The following is a 23485-nucleotide window of genomic DNA, read 5'->3' as shown; positions in this document are numbered from 1 at the left end:
GGGATATCGCCACACGTGTTTGCCACCTCGGTTATCCGCAAGCTCGCCAACAGCGAGGAGATGCTGGCCGAAACCCATAATTTCGTGGGTCTGGCGGCCCATGTCACCGGTCCGGTCGACATCGATCTGCTCTCGGAGGCCTATGAGGCGCTGTTGGAGGCGCATCCGATCCTCACCGGGCGCCTGGAGCGTCTGCCGGACGGGCACCACCAGTTCGTCACCGACGACCTGATGCCCGACGGTATCGAGGTCATCGAGCTCGACGGGCCCGACGAGCAGCCGCCCGCCCCGCACTTCGACCAGACCGAGTCGTTGGTGGCGATGCGGGTGATCATCCGCGACGGGCAGGCCCAGCCGACGCTGTACGTGCACCATGCCGTCGCCGACGGTCACCACATGTACGCGTTGATCGAGGAGATGCTGTCCTACTACACCGATCTGGTCACCACGGGCCGGATCGGTGCGATGAACGTCGAGCCCGCTCCGCTGTCGATCGAGGCGGTGCTGTCCGATCGGGGGATCGACAAGCAACAGCGCTCCGGAATCGAGCGTTTCATGCCGGCGTTGTTCGCCTACGATCTGCCGCCCACCCGGCGGGCCGTCGCGGCGCAGGCGCCGTCGTCGCCGGTGCTGGTGCCGATGGCGTCGTGCCGGCTGACCGAAGGCCAGACCGACAACGTGGTGGCCTTCGGCCGTGCGCACGATCTGAGCCTGCACGCCGTGCTCTCCGCGGCGGTGCTGATAGCCGAATGGCAGCTGCGCGGCAAGCTCAGCATCCCGGTGCCCTACGTCTACACCGTCGACCTGAGATACTTTCTGTCACCACCGGTTTCGGCCACCGGCTGCACCAATCCGATCGGGCTGGCGACCTACCTGGCCGAGGTCGACACCAAGACCGACCTGGTCGAGCTGGCTCGCGATATCGCGGCGAACTTCCAGAAGGACCTCGACGAGGGCGTGATCCAGCAGTCCCGGCTGCACTTCAGTCCGCAGTACGTGGGAAACCCGCCGGGGCTGCCCGATGTCGTGGTGCTGAGCAACAACGGATTGGTACCGCCGGTGCGCACGCCACCGGGCGTTCAGGTCACCACGACGCACGGTGAGCTGTACTTCGCGGTCAGCGCCGGCATCGACATCTACTTCACGCAGATCTTCGCCGGCCAGCTCAACATCGAATACCACTCCCACGGACCGGAGCCGGAGCGCTCGGTGGAGGCCATTCGGGCACTGCTCTGCGGCATCGCCGAGCAGCACGCCGCCGGCGTCAGCTGACCGGGCCGAAGGCGTAGCGGTGGTACTGCAGCATTGCCCGCAGCGGCCGCACCGCCCGGGCCAGGCGGCTGGAACGCCGGAATCCGGCCGGGACCCGGTCAAAGGTCTGCGCGTCGAAGAAGTCGGTGGCAGCCAGCAGCCGAACGCCGGTCACCTTGTCCAGGATGTCGCTGGGGTCGTTGACCGCCCAGTGCAGGCTCGCGCCGGACTGGCGCTGCAGACGGTGCGTCTTCTGCGTCTTGATCCCGAACCAGTTGTAGAAGTCGATCTGCAGTTCGCCGGACGGGAACTTGTCGACGATGCTCTGCAGCAGTGCCACGCCGTCGGCTTCGGTCAGGTACATGCTGATGCCCTCGGCCAGCAGCAGCACCGGGCGATCCGCCGGGATCTTGTCCAGCCACGTCGGGTCGGTGGCCGAGGTCGCCATCAGGTGGTAGCCGGGGCGGTCGGGGTAAACCTGTGCGCGCAACGCGATCACCGGCGCCTGGTCGACGTCGTACCAGGTCACCTCGGGTCCCGGGTCGATGCGGAAGACCCGGGCGTCGAGGCCGCAGCCCAGGTGGATGACGGTGGCGTCGGGGTGGCTGGCCAGAAACTGCCGAGCCCAGATGTCGTACTGGGCGGTGCGCACGGTCACCAGGGGCGCCCAGCGGCCGGGAGCTTTGAGGGCGTCCCAGTCGAAGTCGATGCGCTCGACGGCCTCCTTGGCGTACCGGTCGCCCAGCACCGGGGAGTCGAAATCGGCATCGAGTGCTTTGAGATAGAGCGTCGTCAGCATGGTTGCCGCGGCGCCGTGCAGGTCGACGGGGATCTTGTCTGCCACGTCGGCGAGCCTAATACGCTGGACGGGCATTCGATGCACCGCAGGGTCGAACCCGGCAGTTCAGCGAGGCTCGACGGAGGAGAGCCGAAGCTGGGACCGCCGCATGAACCAGGAGGCACAGATGGCGGCTGAGACCACCGAACGCGACGGCCGAGCGCCGCGGATCCTGTTGTTGTACTACAGCTTCTCCGGGCAGTCGCGCAAGGTGCTGGAGACCGCCGGCGAGGTGTTCGCGCAGCGAGGCTGCGAAGTGGTGGAAGCCGGTATCGAATTCACCGATCCGCGTTATTCGCAGCGGTTCGCCCAGTTCCCGCTGCGCCGGGTCTGGCCGGACATGCTCAGCGTGCTCAAGGCGCAGCAGCGGGGGGAGACGGGGCAGATTCGCACGCCCGACGCGGTGCGCGACGGCGAGTACGACTTGATCTGCATCGGCTCTCCGACCTGGTGGAAAGCGCCGGCCATGCCGATCAGATCGTTCCTCAAAACGGATGAGGCGCGAAAACTCTTGGACGGCAAGCCGTTCGTGGTGTTCACGGTGTGCCGCGAGTTCTGGCAGGAGAACTACGCCGAGGTCTGCCGGCTCGCCGAGGAATGTGGTGGGCGCTATCAGGACGAGATCCACTTCAGCTATCCCGGTGACCCGTTGCGTTCGATGCTGGCGCTGACCAGTTTCCTGGGCAGCGGGCGCTACCGAGAGCGTTACCTGGGGCTTCGGCTGCCTCCGACCAATGTTCAGCCCGAACAGCTCGACCGGGTCCGCACGTTCGCCGCCGGCCTGGTGGGCCGGCTGTTCGGCAAGTGAGAGGTCAGCGGCTATGCCCCGTTCCTTCGAGGTGAGGTTCGCCTCGCCGGCAACCGTCGAGCAGGTGCACCGCGCCTTCGGCAACCGTGCCTATTGGCAGGCCCGGCTGGAGGCGTTCGGCGGCACCAAAAGCCTGGACTGTCTCGATGTCGACGCCGACGGCCGGATTCGGGTCGTGGTGAACGAGGATCTGCGCCACGGCGCGTTGCCCGGGATGCTGGCCAAGGTGTACCGCGGCGACCTCAACATCGTCTCCACCGAGGTCTGGACGCCGGCGGCGGACGGCCGGGTCGACGGCGCCATCACGGTCGCGGTGACCGGCGCCCCGGGCTCGGGCAGCGGTGTCGCGGTGCTCGAACGCGCCGGCACCGGCTCGCAGATGACGCTCAGCGGTACCGTCCGCTTCAAGATGCCGCTGGTCGGCGGTCCCATCGAGAGCTTTCTGGCTCGCGAGTTCGCCCAAGGTGTGCCGGAGATCCAACGGTTCACCACGAGTTGGCTAGGTGAGAATGCCTGATTCGGAGTTCCCGTACACCCACGTGCCGGCCACCGCCGAGGCACTGGCCCGGCTGGACATGCCGCTGGGTGAGGCGATGATGACCCAGCGTGCGATCCGGCGGGTGTATTCCGACCCGGTCGATGACGCGGTGGTACTCAAGTGCATCGAACTGGCGTTGCGGGCCCCGACCGGAAACGACGGTCAGAATTGGGAATTCATCGTCGTCAAGGACCGCAAAGTCAAAGAGGAATTGGCGAGGCGGTATCGGCAGGCCTGGAAAATTCAGCGCGGCGTGGTGCTGCGGCGCAAGATCAAAACCGACGAGTCGATCGCCGGAATCGCGCGGGCCATGCAGTGGCAGATCGACCATTTCGCCGAGCTGCCGGTTCTGGTGGTGGCCTGCCTGCGTCTGGGGGCCAGCGAGGGCCGGCTGCCGGTGGTGCGGATGCCGCACATCGCCGAATCCGCCTACTGGGGTTCGATCTATCCCAGCGTGCAGAATCTGCTGCTCGCGGCCCGTGCCATGGGCCTGGGCGCGTCACTGATCACCCTGCCGCTGTGGAATCAGCGCGCGGTGCGGCGCACCCTGGGTCTGCCGCACGCGGTCACACCGTGTTGCATCGTGCCGCTGGGGTGGCCGCGCGGGCGTTACGGGCCGACCACCCGCAGGCCCGTCGGGGAGGTGGTTCACCTGAACTCCTATGGCGACCGTGCATGGCTGGAATAACTGAATGCACGCTGTGGTCATCCCGGGCCGGAGATTATGTGCGATTAAGGGGAAATCCGTCGTGGATTGGTGTAAGTTAATCGTCGATCGCTAAGTTCGGGCCGCGCGCTCCGATATGCGCGCACGGTCCGGGGGGACATCTAAGGGGGATGTGTGATCGGTGGGGGGACGCTTCAGCGTCGGTATACAACGGGCGGGGCTCATCGAGCGGCCCCGGGGCGCCGGCCTGCGATGGTCGCAACGGGGGCATCAGCGCCGCCGCGGCGGTATGCCACGGCCACCGTCAGCGCAGCACTGGCGGCGTCGACCGCGGTAGCCCTGGTGGCTCCGGTCTCGCCGGCCGCGCCCTGGATCCCCGGCCTGACCGCCGCCGAGCGGGCGGTGCAACTGGCGGCGGAGCCCTCGTTCCTGAACATCCCCTTCAACTTCTTCCAGGACCTGGTCAACATCCCTTTCAACAACGTGCAGTCGACCAACGTGCTGGCCAACTCGTTCTTCTTCACCGGTAACTGGTTCACCCCCAGCGCCACCAACCTCTGGGGTGAGGATCCGGGCGACCCGGGGCACTTCATGGCGATCATGAATTACCTGTTCCCCTTCGCCCCCGAGATCTCGGGGCTGTATCAGCCCGAGATCGACCCGACCGCTTTGGCCAACGGCACCGCGGGCCTGGGGCAGCAGTTGGCCATGTTCGCTGCCGCCATGTTGCCGGTCAGCGCTTCGTGTGACGCGATCCAGTGCTCTCCGATGTCGCCGGTCGAGCCGATCACCGGCCTGACCGGACTGGACCGGTCGATCAACTTCCTGGTGGCGTTCTCCAACTTCCCGAACGACGACAACCAGCTGGACCTGTTCAAGTACTGGCTCAAAGTGCCGCTGCAGGATCTGTTCAACGGCTACACGTTCCCCAGCAGCCCCTTCAGCGACCCGGACAACCCGACCTCGGCGGGCATCGCCTCGCCGGTCGACGGTATCGGTCCCAACGGCTCGGTGCCCGGCGGATTCGGCTTCCCGGGCACGCATCCGCTGCTGGACGACAACAATCAACCCGTGCTCGATGAGTACGGCAACCAGATCAATCTGATGCCGTGGGCCGGCGTGACGTTCAAATTCGACCCGTTCGGGCCGTTCCTGCAGTGGTTCAACAGCCTCATGCAGCCGGTCGACTGGAGCGTCAACGGCGCGGACCCGACCGTCGGCTTTCACTTCGCCACCGCCGACGAGGTCGCGCAGACGATGAAGGCCCTGATCGCCGGCCTGGTCATCGACTTCAACCCCTACGTCGCGGGCAGCCCGCTGTGCCCCGGGTTGTGCAATATGGAGCCGTTCTCCCCGCCGTGGGGAGTGACCACCTTGGACCTGGTGAAATCGATCCAGGCCATCGGCGCGCCCAATCCGCAGATCCAGGAGTGGATCGACCTGACCGAGGCCGCGGGCCAGAACGCCGTGGGCGATGCGAACGGCTCGACGGACGAGCAGATTGTGGCCGCCATCTCTGCCTTGCAGACCGGAACGTTCACCTTCGACACCGAGACCCACAACGCGATCATCGACTTCCTGGCCGAGATCAACCCCTACCTGCCGAACCTGGCGGTCAACTCGGGGCTGCTGACCGATCCCGGGTTTTTGGGCCCGTGGCCGATCAACCCCGAGACCGGTTACTACATGCCGCCGACCTGGAATCCGGACCTGCCGTTGGCCGAGCAGCAGATCGGCGAGTACGGGGGTCTGAACTCACTGCTGGTGTGGGACGACTTCCTGCGGGTTCTGGACCCGAGCGGAGGCCTGGTCACCGATCTCGACGCGTTGTGGGCCGAAATCGCCAGCTGGTTCACGTTCTAGGCCGCGCCGACGCTGCGCGGGGCCGCGTCCGTGCGGCAGTCCCGGGATGCGGGGGAGTAGTCCGCCGCGCGACGACCGTGCCCAGGGATCCCATTCTCTCCACAGCGTTTACATCGCTTGGCGACATGTGATTGTCGATTTGCGCTCAGTGAGCACTTTGATAGATTACAGGAATGTCACGCGGCCCTGGAGCTGCGTAGGACTACTTTACCTTGGGAGGAAATCGGGATGGTCACAGCCTTGCGTTCGTACTTCTCCGCGGGGCTGGCCATCACCACCGCCGGGCTCATCACCGTGGCCCCTCCGGCCGCTTCGATCGCCAAGAGCGAGGCGGTTCACCTCGAGACACAGCTCGCTGCCGGGGAGTCGCTGTGGAACGTCCCCCTGAACCTGTTCCAAGCTCTGTTCAACGCGCCGGCATGGGAAATCCACGCCATGGACACCCTGGCCAAGTCACTGTTCTACAGCGGTCCGTGGTTCGCCGGAAGCCCGACGAACGCCTGGGGCGAGGACCCCGGCGACATGGGGCACTTCGAAGGCATCCTGCAGATGATGTTCCCCTTCCCGTTGATCTCCGGCGCCGGTCACGAAGGGGACCACAGCTTCCCGGGTCTGGGCCAGCAGCTGTCGATGCTGGCCAATGTGCAGATCCCGATCGACCTGAGCTGCGCGGGCCTGGACTGCCTGCCGGCCATGCCGACCAGCCCGATCACCGGCTTCACCTCGATCGACCAGACCCTGTGGAGTCTGCTGATCGCCACCGGCCTGCAGCCGTTCCCGCTGATCAACAACTGGTTCCAGATTCCGTTCTCGGACATGACCAACGGCAACCAGTTCTACTTCGACCCCAACGGGCCGGGAATGGTCAACATCGGGTATGCCAATGACGGCTACTACTGGCAAGGCACCCGCACGCTCGAAGAGCTGGGGCTGAACCCGGAGGACTACCCCAACATCGACCCGAACGCCCCGCTGCAGCCGTGGGCGGGCAGCTACTACTCGATGGACTTCGGTCAGCCGTTCGCCAACTTCTTCGAAAGCCTGAAGCAGCCGTTCGATCCCGACCAGTTCATCCTGCCCGACCCGATCGATTTCGCGCGCGCCGTGCAGTCGCTGATCGCCTCATCGTTGCTGGCCTTCAACCCGTTCATCCCCGGCAGCCCGGTCTGCCCCGGGCCGTGCCTGCTGCTCGAGCCCGGCGGCAACATCTTCAACCCCGAGGACTGGAACACCCCCAGCTACTTCTGGCTGGTGAAGATCATGGACGACCTGTGGCCGGGTAACCCGGTCATCGACGAGTGGATGGACGCCTACGCCGAGGGCACCGCCAACGTCTCCAACGAGGAGATGATCGAAACTCAGGCGTGGTTGTGGCGCCTGAACACCGTGCTGCTCGACATCAAGAACCCGTTGCCGCCGGACCCGGTCATCGACACCACCGCGTTCCTGCCCACCCCCGAGCAGCTCCAGGCCTTCTTCGGCGACTACTGGTACAACATCTTCGACAACAGCGGGATCATCGGGCCCTTCGACATCCAGGGCCTCTGGGACGCCATCTTCAACATCACCCCGGAGTAGCCGTCAGGTGGCCGCGCTACCGGCCAGATCGGGCTGACGCTCCGGTGGACACGGTCGCTGCTACCGTTGCTGGCGCGGCGGATAGGGAGAGCGGTGCTGTGCTTGAGGTGATTGACAGGGGCGGTACCAGTTCGGCGCACCCCGTTCCGCTGTTGTTCGTCCACGGTGCCTGGCACGCCGCGTGGTGCTGGGAGGAGAACTTCCTCGGATACTTCGCCGAGCGGGGATATCGCGCGCTGGCGGTCAGTTTCCGCGGTCATGGTGCCAGCTCCAGTGACAAGCCGTTGCGGGCCTGCGGAGTCGATGATTACGTCGCCGATATCGCGACGGTGGCCGAGAGCCTCCCGGTGCCCCCCGTGGTGATCGGCCACTCCATGGGCGGGCTGATCGTGCAGAAGTACCTCGAGGGCCGTCCGGCGCCGGCGGCCGTCCTGATGGCGTCCATCCCGCCGCGGGGCAACTACGGTTCCACCCTGCGCTGGCTGCGCCACCGGCCGTGGGATGCGATCAAGATGGCGGTGACCGGCAGGGCGCTGCCCTACATCAGTACGCCGGAGCGGGCTCGGCAGCATTTCTTCTCCGCGACCACCCCGGCGGAGACCGTCCTACAGTGCGCGGCCCGGCTGCAGGAAGACTCCCCGCGGATCAGCGTGGACTGTTTGATCCTCAAGTTGCCCCGGCCCAGCCGCGTGAGCACGCCACTGCTGGTGCTCGGCGCCGAACAGGACGGCGCCCACACCTGCAAAGAGGTGCGAGCCACCGCACGGGCCTACGGCACCGAGGCCGAGTTCTTCGCGGGCATGGGCCACAACATGATGCTGGAACCAGGGTGGGACGCCGTGGCCGAGCGCATCCACCGATGGCTGGGCGATCGCGGCCTATAGCGACGGCCGGGCCGTTCAGTCCTTGGCGAAGCAGTACAGCCGGTAGACGAACTCGCCGTTGCGCAGCGCCCCGTTGAAGGTCCAGTCGGTGGCGGCGCTGGCCAGTCGGGCCACGTTGCCATGGTGGGCGATCATGCTCTGCTTGCGGTCGAGGTTCTTCTCGTTGCCGCGCAGCACGTCCATGCTGATGTCCTCCTGGGACACCAGGCGCAATCCGGCGCCGGCCAGCTCGGCGTCCCAGCGGTCCAGCTCGCTGCGCCGGCGGAAGTCGGTGTAGAGGAAATGCCCACCCGGGGCCAGCACGCGTGCGGCACCGTCGAAGAACCGGGCCGGGTGCGGGTACAGATGCGATGCCTCGACGTGCAACACCACATCGAACGAGCCGTCGTCGAACGGCAGGTTCTCGGCGTCGCCCTGCACGAAGTCCAGGCCGGGCAGCTGGTGGCGCGTGCGGCAGAACTCGATCGCGGTCTCATTGAGGTCCAAGCCGGTGTAGGCGGCGGGCTTGAAGGTGCGCATGACATACGACGCGCCGCCGCCGTGACCGCAGCTGACCTCCAGGACCTTCTTGCCGGCCAAGTCGACCTGGGCGGCGGTGCGGTGATACTGCTGGATGAAGAACCGGTTGGGTTCGTCGGAGGGATCCAGCGGCACCGCCATCGGCGGGTCCTCTTCGTAGCCGTAGTTGAGGAACAACCAGTCGTCGCCGCTGAGCATCCGGGTCTGGGTGGAGAATCGCTTGTTCACGAAAGAGGTGAACACCAAGTTGTAGACGAAGGGATTCGTCAACACGCGATGGGTAACCGGGTTGAATATCAGGCGGTTCATCGTGGGCATCGAAGAAGTATCTCACGATTCGGGCGACGCCGCGGTTCTGGCCCCGTGCCGGGAGTCAGTCGCGCAGCCCGCGCATCAGAATGCGGTTCCACAGCCGGTCGGAAACCAGGGCACGGGCCAACACGGTTGCCTTGCCGGAGATTCCGATCACGTAGCGCGGCCTGGGGTTGCGGGCCCTGACCACGCGCAGCACCGCGCGCGCGACGGTGTCGGGCTCGATCATCACGCCCCGCTTGGCAGAGAGCTGGCGGGTGTTCTCGGCGTAGCGAACTTTGAAGTCGCCGTAAGGATCATCGGCTGCGTAGGTGGGTCGCGCCTCCTGCTGAGAGATGACGAACGGCGTTCGGACCGCGGTCGGGTCGAGCAGCACCACGCGGACGCCGAACGGCGCCACCTCGGCACCCAGGGACAGCGACAGCGCCTCCATGCCGTACTTGACCACGTGGTAACCGCCGGCGCCCGGACTGGCGAAACGCCCTCCGGTACTGCCGATGTTGACGATGACGCCGGACCGGCGGTGGCGCATTCCGGGCAGAACCGCCTGAGCAAGGTTCAGTGCTGCAACCACATTGGTCTCAAACAGGCCGCGCAGGTCTTCCAGCGGCAGTTGCTCGAGGGGACAGGTCAGCGGAAATCCGGCACTGTTGACCAGCACATCCACCGCACCATGCTCGGCAGTGATCTCCGCGACAAGGCGTTGCACTGCAGCCTCGTCGGTGACGTCGAGTTGGCGTGCGGTCAACCCCCGGGAGGTAAGACGTTGCAGCGCTTCGGAATTACGCCCGACGGCATAGACGCGGTAACCGGCCGCCTGCAGCTGGTCGGCAGTTGCCTCGCCGATCCCGCTGGTTGCTCCGGTGACCAGCGCTACCGGCTGGGCGCTCATCGGGCGCCGGTGTTCCCGGACCGGGCCGGTGCGGGGTGCCCGGCGGAGCCGGCGGGAACCAGTTCGACGGGCAGGTGCTCCAGGCCGCGCATGGTCGCGTTGACCAGATAGCGGGGCTCGCCGTCGAGCCGGATGGTTTCGACGTGGGGGATCAGCTGGGTCAGCACCCGGCTCACTTCGATGCGGGTCAGGTGCGTGCCGAGGCAGTAGTGCGCGCCCCCACCGAAAGCGAGGTGGTCGCCCGGATTGCGGTCCAGGTCGAACGTGTCCGGATCGGGGTAGTGGCGAGGATCGCGATTGGCGGCCGCGTAGAGCACCAACACCCGTGCACCGGCCGGGATGGTGTGGTCGCCGACCTGATAGTCGCACGTCGCGGTTCGGTAGAAGCCCTGCACCGGAGCGACCAGCCGGAGCTGCTCTTCGATGGCCGTGGGGATCAGCTCGGGCTGTTCGCGCAGCCGCGCGTAGACGTCGGGACGTTGTGCCAGGGTCAGGAACAGTCCGGAGATCAGATTCGTGGTGGTCTCGCTGCCGGCGCCGACGAGCATCGATGCCGTCCAGAACACCTCGTCGTCGGAGAGGGTGTCGGCACCGCTGGGTGCCGCCAGCATCGAGATCAGGTCGTCGCCGGGATCGGCGCGGCGGGCTTTGATCATCGGGTCCAGACTGCGGTGCATCGCGATCACCGCTTGACTCGAGCGCATGTTCATCACCATCCCGCGCAGGCTCAGCGGCGCGAATGCGGCCTCGTTGATGGTGTCGGCCCACTCCAGGAACTGGTGACGGTCCTCCTGCGGTATGGCCAGCATCATGGTGATCAGCCGGTTCGGCAGGGGCTTGGCCAAGTCGGAGACGATCTCCACGCGGCCGCGCTCGACCATCGCGGCCACCAGCTCGTCGGCGGCGCGGTTGATGTTGATCTCCCACGACTTCATCGCACGCGGGGTGAATGCCCGCGACACCGACCGGCGCAGCCGGGTGTGCTCCGGCGGGTCGGTGGCGTTCATGGTCTGCAGGCGGACCCGGAAGCGGGCCTGGCTCTGCGCCGAGGACAACGCCTCGTTGTCGCGCAACGCCTGGCGGACCTCGTCATAGCCCGGGATGATCCAGATGCCCCGCTTGCGGCTGTACCAGACCTTGGGGCCGGTCAGCAGCGTGCGATACCCCGGATACGGGTCGTGCATCGTCTCCGGGGCAAACGGGTCGAAGTCGGTCAGCGGCGCGGTCTCGCGTCTGGTCACCGCGTAGCGGTAGGCGGTCGCCCGGTCGCGGATGACGCCGATGAGCCCGTCGGTGCCGATCTTGAGCAGGCTGGCGCGAAAACGAAGTCGGCGCGTCAGTTCCTTCTGGTCCATCTGGCAAGCCCCTCGTCAGCGATCGTCGGGATTGGAGCGCGATTGGCCCGACCGGCCCGCAACCGGCCCAGCCGCCACCCTAACCCGGTCGCCGCCCGGGGCCCGGGGTCACTCTTTGACGAGGTCGAAAATGCGGTAGGTGATCTCGCCGCGGTCCAGGTCGCGGTAGAACAGCGACCCCTCGACCACGGCGAACTCCCGGGCGAAGCGGCGCAGGAAGAACGGCATGCGCTCGTTGATCAGCGCGTTGGAGCGCGGTGAGTTGGCCGCCAGCCCGCGCACCACTTCGCGACTGATGTCGCGCTCGTTGACCAGCCGCAGCGGCGGGGTGGCCAGGGTCTGCTGCCAGGACTCGATGTCTTCCTTGGCGCGGAAATCGGTGTGCAGGAAGTGCCCGCCCGGGCGCAGCACCCGTCCCACCTCGCGGACGAACTGCGCGAAGTCGGGGTAGATGTGTGAGGCCTCGACGTTGACCACCGCGTCGAAGGAATTGTCCGGGAACGGCAGGTTCATTGCGTCACCCTGCACGAAGTCCAAGCCGGGCACCTGGTGGCGCTTCTTGCAGAAGGCGACGCCGTCGGGGTTGAAGTCCAGGCCGGTGTAGGAGGCCGGCTTGAGGGTGCGGGCCAGGAAGGAGGCACCGCCGCCGTGGCCGGAACTGACTTCGAGGACGTCCTTGCCGGCCAGGTCGATCTGGGTCGCGGTCTGGTGGTAGAGCTGGATCGAGTACCGGTTGGGCTCGTCGGCCGCGTCGAGCTGCAGGCCCAGCGGCGGGTCCTGCTCGTAGCCCCAGTTCAGGAAGACGACGTCGTCGTGCCCCATCCGCTTCGTCATGAACGGGTACCAGTACTTGAAGGCCTTCTTGTAAAGCGGCATCGCCGAGATGCGGTACACCAGCTCGGCGCCGACTTTTTCCAAGGTCTCAGATGGGGAACGCACCATACCGAAAGTATGGCACAGCTCGGCGGGGGCCTCAGTTCCCGGTGATCCGGGTGGCCTGCTGCGCGCGCCGCGGTTCACCGCGGTATCGCGACGGCGGCCCGCCGATGCCGCACACCCGCCACATCAGCCTCCCGGCCGTGGTCATCAGGCCCAGATCGTCGCAGAGCATCCTGATGTCGGCGAAGGTGTCGCGCAGCTCCTGGCGCGATTCGGCCGAGCCGGCCCGTAGCTGCCGGCGGACCGACCGGGGTACGCCGAAATGCCGGAAAAACGCGCGGGGCGGCAGCACGATCGGCCGCGCGAACACCCGCATGAGCACCGGAACATAGATCGACATCCACACCCGGTTGACCCATCGGGCGTGCGGGACGCGCTGACGCAGCCGGGCGTCGGCGAAACAGATGTGTCGCGCCTCCTCGGCGACGTGGACAGCCATGATCGCCCGCACCAGCGGATGTGCCGACCCGGCAGTGCGCAGCGCCTTTGTCTGGATCACATCGACCGGGACCTCGCCGGCCAGCACCCCGAAGAAGAACGCGTTGGGGAAGGGGCCGGCGTACAGCGGCAGCACCGGCGACAGCCTGCGCATCCAGCGTGGCATGCCGGGCACGTCCTGGCCGATCCGGTTCACCAGTTCCTGGAACATCAGGACGTGGTGGCATTCCTCGATAGTCTCGCGAAGGCAGTAGCGGTGTTCCGGCGATCCGTTGGGCACTCGCGAGGCGTACTGCACCAGGCCGCGAATGAGCATGCTCTCGAACTGCAGCGCGATCTTGGCGATGTTGGCCTGGTGCCACATCCCGATCGCGATCTGCGTGGTGAGCGGTTGGCGGCGATACCACGCGGTGCGGGCCAGCGGACCGTCGCAGAGCACCCAGCGCGGGTCCTGCGGGCAGACCGCGTACTCCGGGGCGTCCCAGTCCAGGTCGGTGAGCGGGTCGAAGCGATGCCGCTCGGAGTTCGCCGAGAGCGCGGCCAGCATGGCGGCGTAGTCCTGGTCGGGGGCGGCGCGGGTCCGGCGGTTCCGCGCGCGCGCCGCGCGGGTGATTCGACTCGTGCACACGGCTCCGAGCAGCATGGTGAGGGCCGCCAGAATCCCCGTACCGACCATTGCGCAGCTCCCCAGAAAAAATCAGATTCGTTCTAAAAAGGCGGATCTACATACCTGTAGTCATCATACGTCCGATTTGACGCGCAAGCAGATATCGCGCGGCTCCCCGCGGTGTGACCCTCGGCGGCGGGCCGTCGGTCGGCCGCCGGTCGCCCGCCGGTCATGGGTCTGACCTGCGTGAACGGCGGGAAGGGACGCCGTTGCGGTAGCGTGTCGTCCTTATGGAGACGCAGCAATACGACGCCGTCATCGTGGGCGCAGGCTTCGGCGGCATCGGTGCGGCGATCCAGCTCAACCGGCTGGGTTACGACAACATCGTGATCGTGGACCGCTTGGACGGCCTCGGCGGAACGTGGCGGGTCAACCACTATCCCGGCCTCTCGGTCGACCAGCCCTCTACTACTTATTCCTACTGGTTCGAGCCCAACCCGTACTGGTCGCGGTTGTTCGCGCCCGGTCACGAAGTCCAGGCCTACGCCGAGCACGTCGCGGACAAGTACGACGTGGAGCGCTTCATGCGGTTCAACACCAGCGTCGACGGTGCCCAGTGGGACGACGACGCGAAGGTCTGGCGGACCTCGCTGGCCGGCGGCGAGACCCTGACGTCGCAGTTCCTCATCATCGCCACCGGCTTCCTGTGCCAGCCGAAGATCCCCGACATCCCCGGCATCGACACCTTCGCGGGCCACGTCGTTCACACCGCGGAATGGGACCACGACTACTCGATGGCCGGTCGCCGGGCGGCCGTCATCGGGACCGGGTCCACCGGGATCCAGGTGATTCCCGAGCTGGCCAAAGAGGTCGCCGACCTGACGGTGTACCAGCGCACGCCGATTCTGGTCACACCCAAGTCCGACGTGGTGTTCCCGCCTCCGGTGCAACGGATGTTCGCCCGCGTGCCGTTCACCCAGCGCATCGTCCGCTGGCTCACCGACAACACCACCGACTTCATGATGGTGCTGACGATGTGGCGCTACCGGCGCTTCAAGTTCCTCAACAAGGCGATGGCGGCCCAATCGGCCCTGCACCGGCTGCTGTCGGTGCGCAACCGCGAGCTCGCCCGCAAGATGGCGCCCGACTTCGACTTCGGCTGCAAACGCCCGTCGATCTCCAACGACTACTACCCGGCGTTCGCCAAACCGAACGTGCAGCTGGTGACCGAGGGGATCGAGCGGATCGAACCGGACGGCATCGTGTCGCGCGACGGGGTCAAGCGGGAGGCTGACACCCTGGTGCTGGCCACCGGCTACGACGTCTGGGAGAGCAACCTGCCCGCCATCGAGGTGATCGGTCGCGGCGGCCGTAACCTGGGCAAATGGTGGCGCGAGACCCGATTCCAGGCCTACCAGGGCATGACGGTGCCCCAGTTCCCGAACTTCATCAACATGTCCAGCCCGTTCTCCTGGGTCGGCTTGTCCTGGTTCAACACGGTGGAATATCAGACCCGGCACATGCGGCGGCTCTTCGGCGAACTGCAGCGGCGGGGCGCGCAGACCTTCGAGGTCACCGAGGACGCCAACGCGCGGTTCTACGAGCGGATGATGGGCCTGCTGGACAGCTCGGTGTTCCATCGCGGCAACTGCGCCACTTCGAACTCGTACTGGTTCAACCAGAACACGGGGGAGGCGCCGCTGTTCCGGCCGACCTCGGTGCGCAGCGCCGTCAAAGAGCAGGATCGCTTCCCGCTGTCGGATTACCGGATCGGATAACGTGCGCTGTTACGGTCCTGAACAGGGGGTTACAGTGATCGTTCGGGCAACTTGCCGGGTAAGAGACCGATGAGTACACGCCACCGGAACCACGGCGGGTCCTCGGCAGCCGCATTCGTTCGCCGCTTCGCGGTGCCGATCATCTTGGCCTGGGTGGCCATCACCATCCTGGTCAACGTCGCCGTTCCGCCGTTGGAGCAGGTCGCCAAGGAACACCCGGTGTCGTTGAGCGCCAAGGACTCGCCGTCGATTCAGGCCATGGCTCGGCTCGGGCAGGTCTTCGCCGAGTCCGACACCGACAGCGCGGCGATGATCGTCATCGAAGGCGACGAGCCCCTCGGCGACGCCGCGCACCAGTACTACAACGAGCTCATCGCGCAGCTCAACGCCGACACCGTGCACGTCCAGCACATCCAGGACTTCTGGGGCGACCCCCTGACCGCCGGGGGCGCCCAGAGCGCGGACGGCAAGGCGGCCCTGGTTCAGCTGAACCTCGCCGGAAATCAGGGCGAGGCCCTGGCCAACGACTCGGTCGAGGCGGTGCGCGACGTCGTGCAGCGCACCCCCGCGCCGCCGGGGGTTCGGGCCTACGTCACCGGGCCGGCGCCCATGGTCACCGATATGAACACCAGCGGCGATCGGGCGGTCCTGAAGATCCTGGTGGCCACCGTCACGGTGATCTCGCTGATGCTGCTGCTGCTGTATCGCTCGCTGAGCACCGTCGGGTTGCTGTTGGCCGTGGTGGGGATCGAACTGGCGGCGGCGCGCGGAATCGTCGCGGCACTGGGCCACTACGGGCTGATCGGGCTGTCCACGTTCGCGATCAACATCCTTGTGACCCTGGCGATCGCGGCCGGCACCGATTACGGCATCTTCTTCATCGGCCGCTACCACGAGGCGCGCCATGCCGGCGAAGACCCGGAGACGGCGTATTTCACCACCTACCGCGGCGTCGCTCACGTGGTGCTGGCTTCGGGCCTGACCATCGCCGGTGCGACGTTCTGCCTGAGCTTCACCCGGCTGCCGGTGTTTCAGACCATGGGGCTGCCGTGTGCGGTGGGCATGGTGGTGGCGGTGGCGATCGCGCTGACGCTGGTGCCGGCGGTGCTGGCCGTCGCCACGCGCCACGGGCTGCTCGAACCGCGCCGCAAGATGTCCGACCGCGGCTGGCGCAAGGTGGGCACGGCGATCGTGCGGTGGCCCGTTCCGATTTTCGTCGCGGCCTGCTCGGTAGCGCTGATCGGCCTGCTCGCACTGCCGGGCTACCAGGTCAGTTACCGGGACCCGTCGTTCATCCCCCAGGACACCCCGGCCAACCTCGGCTGGGCGGCCGCTGCCCGGCACTTCCCGGAGTCGCGCCTGCTGCCCGAGGTGGTGATGGTCGAGTCCGACCACGACATGCGCAACTCCGCGGACTTCCTGGTGCTCAACAAGGTGGCCAAGAGCATCTTTGCCGTTGAGGGCGTTGCGATGGTGCAGGGCGTCACCCGCCCGGAGGGCACCCCGCTGGGGCACACCTCGATTCCTTTCCTGCTCAGCATGCAAAACGCCGGCCAGATGCAGAACCTGGACTTCGTCAAGAACCGGGTGGCCGACATGCGCCGCCAAGCCGATGACCTTGACGAGACCATCGCCTCGCTGCAGCGGATGTACGCGCTGATGCAGGATCTGAACTCCAGCACCCACCATGCGACCGGTGTCTCCCAGGAGGCGATGGACCTGTCCCAGCAGGTGCGGGGCAACATCGCCGACCTGAACGAGAACACCAAGTCGCTTCGGGAATCGGTGGAAAAGCAGCAGAACTGCGCCAATGACCAGACCTGTATGTCGCTGCGTGCGGCCTATGCGGCCATGGACGGCACCACCCTGCTCACCGACAAGATCAACGAACTGGCGCCCGACCTGACCAATATCGACACGGTCACGCCGCAGCTGCTGGCGATGATGCCGGCGCAGATCGCCGCGCTCCGCAGCCTGCAGACCATGATGCTGACGCTGCACAGCACGATGTCGGGCATCCTGGCCCAGGTCGAGGAGGTCGGCGGCGACTCGACGGCGATGGGCCAGGACTTCGACGCGGCGAAAAGCGACGACTCGTTCTACCTGCCCCGGGACGCCTTCGACAATCCGGACTTCAAGCGGGTGGTTGGACTGTTCCTGTCGCCGGACGGTCATGCGGCGCGCTTCTTCATCACCCACGACGGTTACCCGGCGACTCCGGAGGGCATGGCGCGGGTCAACCTGATCAAGAAGGCGGCCACCGAGGCACTGAAGGGCACCCCGCTGGCAACCGCCACGGTGTATGTGGCGGGCACCGCCGCGCTGTTCAACGACCTACAGGGCAGCGCCGACTACGATCTGCTGATCGCCGGAATCACTGCCCTGGCAATCATTTTCATCATCATGTTGCTGATCACCCGGAGCTTTATCGCCGCTGTGGTGATCGTCGGGACGGTGCTGGCGTCGTTGGGAGCCTCCTTCGGGCTGTCGGTCCTGCTGTGGCAGTACATATTCGGCATCCACCTGCACTGGCTGGTGATGGTGATGTCGGTGATCATCCTGTTGGCGGTGGGCTGTGACTACAACCTGCTACTGGTGGCCCGGTTCAAGGAGGAGATGGGTGCCGGGCTGAAGACCGGGATCATCCGGACCATGGGCGGCACCGGCAAGGTCGTCACGGCCGCCGGCCTGGTGTTTGCCTTCACCATGGCCTCGATGCTGGTCAGCGATCTGCGGGTGGTGGGTCAGGTGGGGACCACGATCGGGCTGGGTCTGCTCTTCGACACCCTGGTGGTGCGCTCCTTCATGATGCCGTCGATGGCGGCGATGCTGGGACGGTGGTTCTGGTGGCCGCTGAACGTGCGGCAGCGCCCGGCGCGGATGCCGGCGGCGGCCGGCGGTGCTGCCGCACCGGTAGCACCCGCCCGCAGACAACGGAGCTTCGAGGACATGGTCGCCACGGCGTTCCCGGAGCTCTCCGGCAGACCGGCCGACGATCGCCCCACCGAGGTGCTGGCCACGGTCCGCCCCCCGGAGGAGGAGCCCGACCGCTGATCGCGGCTCGACCCTGCCGGCTCGGCGCCCCGCGGCGTGGGCTAGATTTCAACAAGGTTCACTTGGAGAAAACGGTGCGGCGGTCCTGCGTCGGCGTTCGACGGTTTGGGGCACCGTTGTCGAAGGTCAAAGGGGAGCGGCCGAGATGCCCGACGAAGCTCTTTCATCCACCCTGGCACGCGAGCATCTGCTGATCGACCGGGGCATCCGAGACTTTCTCGATCGCCTCGCCGACGGCACCGTCGACGCCGCGGGACTGAGCGCGGCGCTGGCCGTGCTGCGCCGGCACATCTACCTGGAAGAACAGTTGTTGTTCCCGCCGATCAGCCAAGGGGCTCACCGGATGGCGGTGTTCGGGATGATCCGCGGACACGGCGAGATCTGGCGCGCCATGCATGCGCTGGAGGAGCTGGTCCAGGTGGGCGCAGGCCATACCACGCTGCACGGCGTCAGCCATCGGCTCCTCGAGCTGCTGGCCGCTCACCACCTGGTGGAGGAGCGGGTGATCTACGCGGCCGCCGACACCGGGCTGGCCCCCGACCAGGCCGCCGAGCTCACCGAATTCCTTGCCGGCGGCCAGATGCCCGACGGGTGGATCTGCGCCAAAGCAGCCTGAGGCCCCATCAGGCTTGTGCGGCGACGAGCGGTGTCAGGCCGGTGCGATAGGCAGCCAGGCTGTGCCGCCAGCCGAGGTCGACGGCGCCACCACTGTCGACGGCGATCCCGGCGCCGACATGCACGAAGGGCTCCGGCGGCACCAGCGGGACGATGTCGAGGAAATTCACTACGCGGTAACAGCATTCGATGGCGGCGTCGAACGCGGCCTTGAAGTCGTCCAGACCGACTCGCGGGCCGCCGAAGGTGGTCAGCCGCGGCTCGATGGTGTTCGGAGGCATCGCTGCGGCGACATCCGGTGCAGCCAGCACGGCCAGGGCCGCACCGAGGCTGTGCCCGGTGATCAGGATCTGGCCGCACCCACTGATCGCGGCAGCCACATTGGCGGCGATGGACCCGCGTACGCAACCGTAGATCTCCTGAAAGCCGGTGTGCACCTGGCCGAATCCGGCAAGCGGGGTGTAGGGCGTCGGCGCGTAGTCGAAACCGGCGATCCAGTCCGCCACATCGGCGCTGCCCCGGAAGGCGATGAACGCCGTCGCCGAGGACGTGTCATGGCCCATCAGGCCGAAGACGTCGGTGTCGCGGGCCATCACCGCGGCAGGATGTCGGTCGGGCAGCCCCGCCAGGTGCGCCCGGTCCGCGAGGATCAGCGCGGTCTGGCGCAACCCCGCGGGCAGCGTGGGCTCGGCGCCGGCCATCACGGCGTAGGCCGCCGACACCAGCGGTAACGCCACGTCGCGAGCATTCGACGGACTGAATGCCACAGTGGCCAGTGTAGGAGCCCCGGCCCTGCCGCCCCGGCCGGCGGCGGCAGGCCTTAGAATCTCGGCCAACGGCACTGAACCGGCAATCACCGGGGAGCCTTCGGAAGAACAGTCGATCTGCGACCGACTCAGTAGAACCGAACGGGACGGCCCGTCACAGCCTTGTTCGAGCGGTCGCGCCCCGCCCTGGGTGCGCGGCAAGCGGGGTGGTACCGCGGCGCTGGCGCAACCGTGCGGCGTCGTCCCCGGGCCGGGCCCTTGGGAGACAACACACCGTGACCGAACGCAGCTATCCGAAGCCGCCCGCCGGCGCCCCCGACTTCCCGGCGGCCGAGGCCGCCGTCCTGCAGTACTGGGCCGACGACGACACGTTCCGGGCCAGCATCGCCCGCCGTGAGGGCGCACAGGAATACGTCTTCTACGACGGTCCGCCGTTCGCCAACGGACTGCCGCACTACGGGCATCTGCTGACCGGCTATGTCAAGGACATCGTGCCGCGCTACCGCACCATGCGCGGCTACAAGGTGGAGCGCCGGTTCGGTTGGGACACCCATGGCCTGCCCGCCGAGCTCGAGGTCGAGCGTCAGCTCGGGATCACCGACAAGTCGCAGATCGACACCATGGGCATCGCCGCGTTCAACCAGGCGTGCCGGGACTCGGTGCTGCGTTACACCTCCGAGTGGCAGGCCTACGTCACCCGGCAGGCCCGCTGGGTGGACTTCGACAACGACTACAAGACCCTCGACCTGCCGTTCATGGAGTCGGTGCTGTGGGCGTTCAAGCAGCTGTGGGACAAAGGCCTGGCCTATGAGGGCTATCGGGTGCTGCCCTACTGCTGGCGTGATGAGACGCCGCTGTCCAACCACGAACTGCGGATGGACGACGACGTCTACAAGAGCCGCCAGGATCCGGCCCTGACCGTCGGGTTCCGGATCGCCGGCCCCGGGCCGGCCGATGACCTCGCCGGCGCCCACCTGTTGGTGTGGACCACCACGCCGTGGACCCTGCCGTCCAACCAGGCGGTCGCGGTCAACCCCGACGTGACCTACGTGCAGGTCGCGGCGGGACAGCACCGGTACCTGCTGGCCGAGGCGCGGCTGCGCGCCTACGGGCGCGAGCTGGGCCTGGGCGAGGGCGAACAGCCCCAGGTGCTGGGCAGCTACCGCGGGTCCGAGCTGCTCGGCCTGCGCTATGTGCCGCCGTTCCCGTATTTCATGGACTCCGACAACGCTTTCCGCGTGCTCGCCGCCGACTTCGTCTCCACCGAGGACGGGACGGGCATCGTGCACCTGGCGCCCGCGTACGGCGAGGACGACAAGAACACCACCGACCCGGCCGGGATCACTCCGGTCACTCCGGTGGACGCCAAGGGCCGCTTCGACTCCAGCGTGCCCGACTACGCCGGTCAGCATGTCTTCGACGCGAACAAGGCGATCATCGCCGACCTGAAGAACGGCACCGGCCCGGCCGCGGCCAACGGCGCCGTGCTGGTCCGCCATGAGACCTACGAGCACCCGTATCCGCACTGCTGGCGCTGCCGCAACCCGCTGATCTACAAGGCGGTGTCGTCGTGGTTCGTCCGCGTCACCGAGATCCGGGACCGCATGGTCGAACTCAACGAGCAGATCACCTGGTATCCCGAGCACATCAAGGACGGGATCTTCGGCAACTGGCTGCGCGGCGCCCGCGACTGGTCGATCTCCCGCAACCGCTACTGGGGAACCCCGATTCCGGTGTGGCGTTCCGACGACCCGGCCTATCCGCGGATCGACGTCTACGGAAGCCTCGATGAACTCGAGCGTGATTTCGGGGTGCGGCCGGACAACCTGCACCGCCCCTACATCGACGAGCTGACCCGTCCCAACCCGGATGACCCGACCGGCCGTTCGACGATGCGGCGCATCCCCGACGTGCTCGATGTCTGGTTCGACTCCGGGTCGATGCCCTATGCCCAGGTGCACTATCCGTTTGAGAACGAGGACTGGTTCCAGACCCATTATCCCGGCGACTTCATCGTCGAGTACATCGGGCAGACCCGTGGCTGGTTCTACATGATGCATGTGCTGGCGACCGCGCTGTTCGACCGCCCGGCGTTCAAAACCTGTGTGGCACACGGCATCGTGCTCGGCAGTGACGGTCAGAAAATGAGCAAGTCGCTGCGCAACTACCCGGACGTGAGCGAAGTGTTCGACCGGGATGGCTCCGATGCCATGCGGTGGTTCCTGATGGCCTCGCCGATCCTGCGCGGCGGCAACCTGATCGTCACCGAGGCGGGCATCCGGGAGGGCGTACGCCAGGTGATGCTGCCGCTGACCAACGCCTACAGCTTCTTGACGCTATACGCCCCGAAACCCGGTGTCTGGCGCACCGATTCGCAGCACGTGCTGGATCGCTACATTCTGGCCAAACTGGCCTCGCTGCGCGACGACCTGACCGCTGCGCTGGACGTGTGCGACATCTCCGGTGCCTGCGAGCAGCTGCGGCAGTTCACCGAGGCGCTGACCAACTGGTATGTGCGGCGCTCCCGGCAGCGGTTCTGGGACGAGGACCGCGACGCGATCGACACGTTGCACACGGTGCTGGAGATCACCGCGCGACTGGCCGCGCCGCTGCTCCCGCTGACCACCGAGGTGATCTGGCGCGGCCTCACCGGCCAGCGGTCGGTGCACCTGACCGACTGGCCGCAGGCCGCCGATCTGCCCGCGGACCCGGCGCTGGTCGCGGCGATGGACCAGGTGCGCGAGGTCTGTTCGGCGGCGTCGTCGGTGCGCAAGGCCCACCAACTGCGGGTCCGCCTGCCGCTGCCCAAACTCACCGTGGCGGTCGAGGAGCCCCAGCGGCTTGCGCCGTTCACCGATCTGATCGCCGACGAGCTCAACGTCAAGGCCGTCGAGCTGACCGACGACATCGCCGGCTACGGCCGATTCGACCTGGCGGTCAACGCCAAGGTCGCCGGGCCTCGACTGGGCAAGGATGTGCAAGCCGCGATCAAGGCCGTCAAGGCCGGCGAGGGCGTCGTCAACCCCGATGGCACGCTGCGCGCGGGTCCGGTGGTGCTGCTCGAAGGCGAATACACCGCCAAGCTGGTGGCCGCCGATCCCGACTACACCGTTGCGCTGCCCGACGGCGCGGGCCTGGTGGTGCTCGACAGCGCCGTGACGCCGGAGCTGGAAGCCGAGGGCTGGGCGAAGGACCGGATCCGCGAGCTGCAGGAACTGCGCAAGAACACCGGTCTGGACGTCTCCGACCGGATCAGTGTGGTGCTCGCGGTTCCCGAGCAGCGGCTGGGCTGGGCGCAGTCCCATGCGGACCTGATCGCCGGAGAAATCCTGGCCACCAGCTTCGAGTTCGGGACCCCGACCGATCCCGTGGAGATAGGGGACGGTGTGCAGGTGTCGATCGCCAAGGTCTGACGGTGCAGGGGCCGGGATTGGGGCCGCTGCCAGGGCCGACTTTCTCGCGCGAAGATTCTTATCGTTGACAGCGGTGGTCGGACAGGGCAGCCGCAGGCCCCGAAGCGCCACCCGATCATGTCATTTGTGCAGTATGCGGTGGTGAAAAACCGTCTTGCGCGGCGCGCGGACGCCCCTGGGCGGCCACCGAGGCGGGCCGGTGGCGGCCCCGCACCGCCGCGTACGTCGCGGCGGGGGACCGCGGCAGCGGATTAGCCTCCAGACCTAGCATGAGCTGGCTGCGGCTGGTTCTCGACCCACCCGGGCAAGGCGTCGCGGGACGCGACTCGGGTGGGTCGTCCATTACCGGGGTATGAGGGGCAGGGGCTT

At 67.0% G+C, this 23485-nt stretch carries 18 protein-coding genes; 11 read left to right on the top strand and 7 right to left on the bottom strand.

Going from position 1 to position 23485, the window contains the following annotated elements; genetic code table 11:
* The first annotated feature begins 15 nt into the window (after positions 1-15).
* Complete coding sequence (locus G6N14_RS08245; protein ID WP_085135431.1) at positions 16-1272, top strand: phthiocerol/phthiodiolone dimycocerosyl transferase family protein; 1257 nt, start codon at positions 16-18, stop codon at positions 1270-1272.
* Here the strand turns inward: G6N14_RS08245 and G6N14_RS08240 are convergent.
* Entirely contained in the window at positions 1265-2095 is an 831-nt protein-coding gene (locus G6N14_RS08240) for a class I SAM-dependent methyltransferase (protein WP_085135430.1), read from the bottom strand. The two genes, G6N14_RS08245 and G6N14_RS08240, sit on opposite strands and share 8 nt — an antisense overlap.
* Positions 2096-2198: 103 nt before the next feature.
* On the opposite strand from G6N14_RS08240, the gene G6N14_RS08235 reads away from it, so the two are divergent.
* The 6 genes from G6N14_RS08235 to G6N14_RS08210 all read left to right on the top strand — a co-directional run bounded on the left by G6N14_RS08235 (position 2199) and on the right by G6N14_RS08210 (position 8427).
* Complete coding sequence (locus G6N14_RS08235) at positions 2199-2897, top strand: flavodoxin family protein (protein ID WP_085135429.1); 699 nt, start codon at positions 2199-2201, stop codon at positions 2895-2897.
* Between the two features lie 13 nt (positions 2898-2910).
* Positions 2911-3414 (top strand): DUF2505 domain-containing protein, encoded by a 504-nt coding sequence (locus G6N14_RS08230; RefSeq protein ID WP_085135428.1) that lies wholly within the window; start codon positions 2911-2913, stop codon positions 3412-3414.
* The gene (locus G6N14_RS08225) at positions 3407-4123 is read left to right on the top strand and encodes a nitroreductase family protein (RefSeq protein ID WP_085135427.1); all 717 of its coding nucleotides are present in this window, start codon (positions 3407-3409) and stop codon (positions 4121-4123) included. The genes G6N14_RS08230 and G6N14_RS08225 overlap by 8 nt, the downstream gene beginning before the upstream one ends.
* A gap of 231 nt (positions 4124-4354) precedes the next feature.
* The gene (locus G6N14_RS08220) at positions 4355-5965 is read left to right on the top strand and encodes a hypothetical protein (protein ID WP_085135426.1); all 1611 of its coding nucleotides are present in this window, start codon (positions 4355-4357) and stop codon (positions 5963-5965) included.
* A gap of 228 nt (positions 5966-6193) precedes the next feature.
* On the top strand, positions 6194-7543 hold the full coding sequence (locus tag G6N14_RS08215; RefSeq protein ID WP_085135425.1) for a hypothetical protein: 1350 nt from the start codon (positions 6194-6196) through the stop codon (positions 7541-7543).
* Between the two features lie 98 nt (positions 7544-7641).
* Positions 7642-8427 carry an alpha/beta hydrolase gene (locus G6N14_RS08210; RefSeq protein ID WP_085135424.1) on the top strand — a complete coding sequence of 262 codons (786 nt, stop codon included), beginning with the start codon at positions 7642-7644 and terminating at the stop codon, positions 8425-8427.
* Between the two features lie 15 nt (positions 8428-8442).
* On the opposite strand, the gene G6N14_RS08205 is transcribed toward G6N14_RS08210, so the two are convergent.
* From G6N14_RS08205 to G6N14_RS08185, 5 genes are all read right to left on the bottom strand, one after another.
* The gene (locus tag G6N14_RS08205; RefSeq protein ID WP_085135423.1) at positions 8443-9255 is read right to left on the bottom strand and encodes a phthiotriol/phenolphthiotriol dimycocerosates methyltransferase; all 813 of its coding nucleotides are present in this window, start codon (positions 9253-9255) and stop codon (positions 8443-8445) included.
* A gap of 64 nt (positions 9256-9319) precedes the next feature.
* Complete coding sequence (locus tag G6N14_RS08200; RefSeq protein WP_085135422.1) at positions 9320-10150, bottom strand: SDR family NAD(P)-dependent oxidoreductase; 831 nt, start codon at positions 10148-10150, stop codon at positions 9320-9322.
* Positions 10147-11505 (bottom strand): cytochrome P450, encoded by a 1359-nt coding sequence (locus tag G6N14_RS08195; protein ID WP_085135421.1) that lies wholly within the window; start codon positions 11503-11505, stop codon positions 10147-10149. The genes G6N14_RS08200 and G6N14_RS08195 overlap by 4 nt, the downstream gene beginning before the upstream one ends.
* Before the next feature lie 108 nt (positions 11506-11613).
* Positions 11614-12381 (bottom strand): phthiotriol/phenolphthiotriol dimycocerosates methyltransferase, encoded by a 768-nt coding sequence (locus G6N14_RS08190; protein ID WP_170307447.1) that lies wholly within the window; start codon positions 12379-12381, stop codon positions 11614-11616.
* A 97-nt stretch (positions 12382-12478) separates the two neighbouring features.
* Complete coding sequence (locus G6N14_RS08185) at positions 12479-13525, bottom strand: AurF N-oxygenase family protein (protein WP_085135463.1); 1047 nt, start codon at positions 13523-13525, stop codon at positions 12479-12481.
* Between the two features lie 254 nt (positions 13526-13779).
* Here G6N14_RS08185 and G6N14_RS08180 point away from each other — a divergent pair, with 254 nt between their 5' ends.
* The 3 genes from G6N14_RS08180 to G6N14_RS08170 all read left to right on the top strand — a co-directional run bounded on the left by G6N14_RS08180 (position 13780) and on the right by G6N14_RS08170 (position 18937).
* The gene (locus G6N14_RS08180) at positions 13780-15267 is read left to right on the top strand and encodes a flavin-containing monooxygenase (protein WP_085135419.1); all 1488 of its coding nucleotides are present in this window, start codon (positions 13780-13782) and stop codon (positions 15265-15267) included.
* A gap of 69 nt (positions 15268-15336) precedes the next feature.
* The gene (locus G6N14_RS08175) at positions 15337-18321 is read left to right on the top strand and encodes an MMPL/RND family transporter (protein ID WP_085135418.1); all 2985 of its coding nucleotides are present in this window, start codon (positions 15337-15339) and stop codon (positions 18319-18321) included.
* Between the two features lie 145 nt (positions 18322-18466).
* Positions 18467-18937 carry a hemerythrin domain-containing protein gene (locus G6N14_RS08170; RefSeq protein WP_085135417.1) on the top strand — a complete coding sequence of 157 codons (471 nt, stop codon included), beginning with the start codon at positions 18467-18469 and terminating at the stop codon, positions 18935-18937.
* Positions 18938-18944: 7 nt separating this feature from the next.
* Here the strand turns inward: G6N14_RS08170 and G6N14_RS08165 are convergent, their stop codons facing one another.
* Positions 18945-19703: a lipase family protein gene (locus G6N14_RS08165; RefSeq protein ID WP_085135416.1), complete on the bottom strand. Its 759-nt coding sequence runs from the start codon at positions 19701-19703 to the stop codon at positions 18945-18947.
* Between the two features lie 275 nt (positions 19704-19978).
* On the opposite strand from G6N14_RS08165, the gene ileS reads away from it, so the two are divergent.
* Positions 19979-23116: an isoleucine--tRNA ligase gene (gene ileS, locus G6N14_RS08160; protein ID WP_085135415.1), complete on the top strand. Its 3138-nt coding sequence runs from the start codon at positions 19979-19981 to the stop codon at positions 23114-23116.
* The last annotated feature ends 369 nt before the right edge of the window (positions 23117-23485 follow it).

Source organism: Mycolicibacter hiberniae, from assembly GCF_010729485.1.
Classification (GTDB): domain Bacteria; phylum Actinomycetota; class Actinomycetes; order Mycobacteriales; family Mycobacteriaceae; genus Mycobacterium; species Mycobacterium hiberniae.
The sequence above is the reverse complement of the archived record's forward strand: the minus strand, read 5'-3'. Positions and strand labels throughout refer to the sequence as shown.